This is a genomic window from Streptomyces olivochromogenes, assembly GCF_001514115.1.
GTDB classification, from domain to species: domain Bacteria; phylum Actinomycetota; class Actinomycetes; order Streptomycetales; family Streptomycetaceae; genus Streptomyces; species Streptomyces olivochromogenes.
This window is the reverse complement of the sequence record NZ_KQ948497.1, coordinates 1-4,264: the sequence shown is the minus strand read 5'-3', so window position 1 is coordinate 4,264 and position 4,264 is coordinate 1. Positions and strand designations below refer to the sequence as shown.

Annotated in this window: 3 protein-coding genes and 1 pseudogene; 1 reads left to right on the top strand and 3 read right to left on the bottom strand. The window is 62.6% G+C overall.

Features of this window, described 5'->3' with window-relative positions:
* Window positions 1-1,358: 1,358 nt before the first annotated feature.
* Window positions 1,359-1,581, bottom strand: a pseudogene (locus AQJ27_RS59985) (hypothetical protein); the annotation flags it as partial.
* Window positions 1,582-2,070: 489 nt separating this feature from the next.
* Here AQJ27_RS59985 and AQJ27_RS54265 point away from each other — a divergent pair.
* Complete coding sequence (locus AQJ27_RS54265; RefSeq protein WP_235614017.1) at window positions 2,071-3,039, top strand: tyrosine-type recombinase/integrase; 969 nt, start codon at window positions 2,071-2,073, stop codon at window positions 3,037-3,039.
* Window positions 3,040-3,130: 91 nt separating this feature from the next.
* Here the strand turns inward: AQJ27_RS54265 and AQJ27_RS49960 are convergent, their stop codons facing one another.
* Window positions 3,131-3,760, bottom strand: a complete 630-nt coding sequence (locus AQJ27_RS49960; protein WP_067385516.1) for an HNH endonuclease family protein — start codon at window positions 3,758-3,760, stop codon at window positions 3,131-3,133.
* A complete protein-coding gene (locus AQJ27_RS49955; RefSeq protein ID WP_067385514.1) occupies window positions 3,757-4,068 on the bottom strand; it encodes a hypothetical protein in 312 nt (103 codons plus the stop codon). The genes AQJ27_RS49960 and AQJ27_RS49955 overlap by 4 nt, the downstream gene beginning before the upstream one ends.
* Window positions 4,069-4,264 lie beyond the last annotated feature (196 nt).

Sequence of the window (4,264 nt, the reverse complement as noted above, 5' to 3'; positions counted from 1 at the left end):
CGGGAACATCCCCGCGGGTACGGGGAGCAGCTTCCCGGCCTCCCCAGTCTGGTCCGCGATCCGGGAACATCCCCGCGGGTGCGAGGAGCAGATCATCGACCAGGCGATCGATATCGCCAAGCAGGGAACATCCCCGCGGGTGCGGGGAGCGGCGAGGATCAGAACCTAGACCCCGCGCGATTCGTGGGAACATCCCCGCGGGTGCAGGGAGCAGCGCACCTCGTGCAGCGTGGCGAGACTCCTCGGGGGAACATCCCCGCGGGTGCGGGGAGCAGGCTGTCTGACCTGCTGGTCTGGGGCTAGGACTGCACGGTTTCACGTACTTTCACCGATCTCGGCAAAGGGTGCATTTCGCGCTTATCTCTTCCCGGGGTGGGTGCCGATAGCAAATGGATCGCTATATGGCTTGAGTGTGCCTGTCGGGGGCTGGATAGCTCTATCGGCTGCAGATCAAGTTTGTTTCCTCGATTTGGCCTGCTGGGTGTTGGTTTGCGTGTAGGCATCTTGCATGACCAGTGGGGGTGTTGTCGCGGGTTCAGGTGTCGGCGCGGTCGCAGACCCGCGGGCGGAAACGGCGCCCCCTCCATCCCGGTGCCGGCCGATCCCCCGTCGGAGGCGCCGGAGGCATTGCCTTGACCGTGGCCCGCATCATGCAGTGATCGACACAACCGGGAAGATGGCAGACCCGCGCAGCCCAGCGCCCCATGCGCCGGCGCTCACTCCGGCGATTGGGTGCGTCCGGATCGGCCCGGACAACCCGATCCCACGGCATCGCTCCTCGCACTGCGCGCTCACCACGCGCCGCCGCCAATAGGATCTAATGGGCAGGCGCACGCGGAGTATGACGAATACTGATCATCACTGGTCGAAACTCCGTCTTGGATTCGAACGCCCCTCAACCCTGGATGGTCGTGCATGACTTCTGCCTCCCCTCATCTCGATCCTGCCCTGCCCGCACAGGACACGGCAGGCTCGCGACCTGCGCCGCAGCACAGCGATCTTTTTCTTCAGCCGCGCTACACCGTCGACCTGCCGCCGCTGGACGAGGAGGAAGACACCTTCTCCCCGCCCCCGCCCGCACAAAAGCCGCGCAGAGCCACCCGAGGTCGTTGACCGCGGACAGTCCCGCGCGCGAAGCCTCGGAGCTATCCGCGAACGAGGTGCTCAAGTCGGTAGCGTGCCAGCTCCGCAACCGGCCCGCGCCAGCGAGGACCTGGCAGCGCCATCCGTCCCTCTCCAGGCCTCGGGCTATCTCGTGAGACGGGCCGTGTGCGATCCAGCGAGGGCGCTCAGGCTCGCGTCGGCTTCGCGGAGGTGGGCCAGCGTTGAGTGCCGCCGAGGATGAAGCGGTGCCGCTACATCATCAAGATCTCTTGGCGGGTCATTGACCCCGTCGGGGACGTCCAGGTGCCGGAGGCGAACGACGTGGTACTCCCACCTGCGCGCGTCGGGCAGCTGGACGTCGACCAGACACAGATTCACCCACTTGTTGGTGTAGACCTGTCGCTCACCGTGGGTCTTCCCTCCGTACCTGCGGCGGCCCCTCTCGATTGGTCTCCAGACGCCCCGCCGAGCTCCCATCGGCCTCGACCGAGCTGTCGGGTGCTGTGCCTCCAGGAGCAAGCCGCGACGAGGATCCCAGTGAATGCTTTGGTTGCTGCGGTCAGTGCATAACCGCACTCCACTTTGGAAATGGTGCTGGAGAAATTCCCGTCGGCGTCCACCTAGGGTGATCAAATAATCATTCTAGGCCCACGGTCAGGCGGCGCCATGCTATGAGCTGGAGGGCGATTTATGAATAAGAGGACTGTTCCGTTTGACCGCTGGCATAAAACGTACCCAAAGCCTGACCGTGGAGATTCCCAGTGTGGATGTGGAAAGTGGAATCGCCCTCTCTACCCCAGTAGTGACCACGGGCGTGGATTGCGTTGGCAAGCACGCTACAAAGACCGCTCCGGTAAACCGCACCGAGTCGCGTTCGGAACGTGGTCCGAGGCTATGAGTCATATCGATAATGAGACGTCACCTATTAACGAGACGGCTCAAAATTGGGCAGTGGGAGGGCGCACCGTGGCCTTCTATGCAATGAAATTTATCGAGCGAAGGGAGAGGATGAATGCGCTGCAGCGCACAACAATTTCCTATGAGCAGAACTTTAGGAATTACATCATCCCGTTTTCTGGCATTCGTGTCGCGTCATCCCTTAGGTGGGCAGACAGTATCGCTTTTGTCGACTACCTGCTCACCCGCCCCAGGCTTCGATCGCCGCGTACTGTAATTCAGATCTTTTATGCCTGGCAAGTCCTTGTCAATTACATGATCGACGAAGGTGTTCCTCTCTCGGAAAACGTCACTTCACGCGTCACTCTGCCCGAAGTCATGCCCCGCAGCGACATCCGCCTGACACCCGGTCAAGTGATGTCGGTGGCTTCGGCCATACGGCAGCTAGCGCCACGCTACGAGATTGCAGTGTGGCTAGCAGCGTGCGCAGGCCTACGGCAGGGGGAAGTTCTCGGGCTTAGGTGGGAAAATATTGATATGGACCGGGGGCTTGTGTCCATCACTGAACAACAGCAGAAAGGCAAGACTCGGCCCCTGAAAACGAGGTCCAGCTATGCAACACTGGCGGTCGATGCTTTTCTGGTGGAACGTTTGAAAGAACATTTGCTGCGATATCCGCCTTCCGAGAAGAAGCCTCTAGCGGAATTCAAGCAGCAAGAATCCTGTGCGTCGCCAAGTAGAGGGTTCATTTTGACCAAACCTACCGGCGCCCCCCTCCATATGAATAACTTCTACTGGAGGTGGCGTCAGGCGGTAGAGATTGCTGGTCTCCCCGCGGGAACAAGATTTCACAGCTTGAAACGCTTCTACACTTCGGTGCTAGGAACCTCCGGCCACCATGATCCCAAGACGGTCCAACACCTGTCGCGACATGCGCGTTTCGCTCAGACCTGGGACGTTTACGTGATGGCTCCTCCGCCAGCAGTGGGCGGCCGAAAGGTAACCGACTTCAGTGAGGCTTTTATCTCGCCGGAATGAGTGTGGATCGACGCCCCCTCTGTTCCGAAGTATGCCACTTTCGTGAAAATCGCGGAGCAGAGTAAAAGAGGTCGGCGGAGTCTCTTACTTGTCACCAGAGGGTGAGCGGCAGGCCTGCTGCCTCGGTGGCGCGGATGCGTTTCTCGATCAGATCCGGGGGCTCGTCCGCTTGGAGTCCGGCCCGGATCGCTTGTGCGATGGCGCGTGTGCGTCCGGCGGCGCCGCGTACGTCGGCGAGTGGTCCGTGGGGGTTGTGGCGTCGAAGTCGCCATTCGGCTCGGTTTTCGGCGGCGGTTCCCAGCCGGAGATGGGCGGGGTTGGTGCAGCCGTGGAAGTCGCACGTGTGGCAGACCACGGGGTCTTCGGCGGCGGACCAGCCGGGGCGGTTTATCACCCCGTGCGCGAGTTGGTAGGCGAACAGGTGCGCCGGGACCGTGCCTCGGCGGGACGGGCCGGGCAGGCTGGCTGCGCGGAAGGATCCGTGGCCTGTGGAGCTGACCGCGCCGAGCCATGGCCAGCACCGGGTTGGGGAGCGGATGTAGTGCTTGGCTTCAAAACGGGCGATGACCGTCTGGTCGGTGAGCCAGGTCAGCCAGAGCTCGGCCGGAAGGCGGATGGGCGTCGGGTGTCCGAGGAGTGAAAGCTGTTCCGGCGTCCGGGCTGGGGCAGGAGATCGCGGGGCGAGGGACTCCAGCGGTAGCTGGTCGGGCGGCCCGGTCATGGCGCTTCCGTCTTAAGCGGTGTGAGGTCGGGTGGGTAGCCCTTGGCGCGGAGCCAGGTGTCGAGGGCGAGGGCGACGATGTCGCCGTGGGCGGTGTCAGTGTCGGCGTTGTAGCGGCGGATGCGTCGCTGGAGCTGGAGTTGGTCGGGGACGGCGTAGTTGAGCTGTCCGCGCTTGGTGTGGCGGTTGTTGATGACCTCCAAGGTGTCCGGATGTGGGATGAACGGGTCATCGCCGGGTTCTGACTGGGCTTCAAGTGCGTCGGCCAGGCCGCGCAACTGGGCGGCGTACGAGGAGAGATCGGGCACGAAGGCTGCTCCGGTCGGCTCTGGCTAGGCGGCTAGCCAGCCGCCTAGTAGGACTCCGTTAGGTCGTTCTTGATCTTGGTGTTGTCCTGCTGGGCAGGGGTTGGTGGCAGGTGGTGCAGCTGCCGGTCCAGCAGTTCAGCAGGTCTTGGATGGCGTCGAGGATCTGGTAGAGGGTGAGCCCGCTGTATCGGCCTTT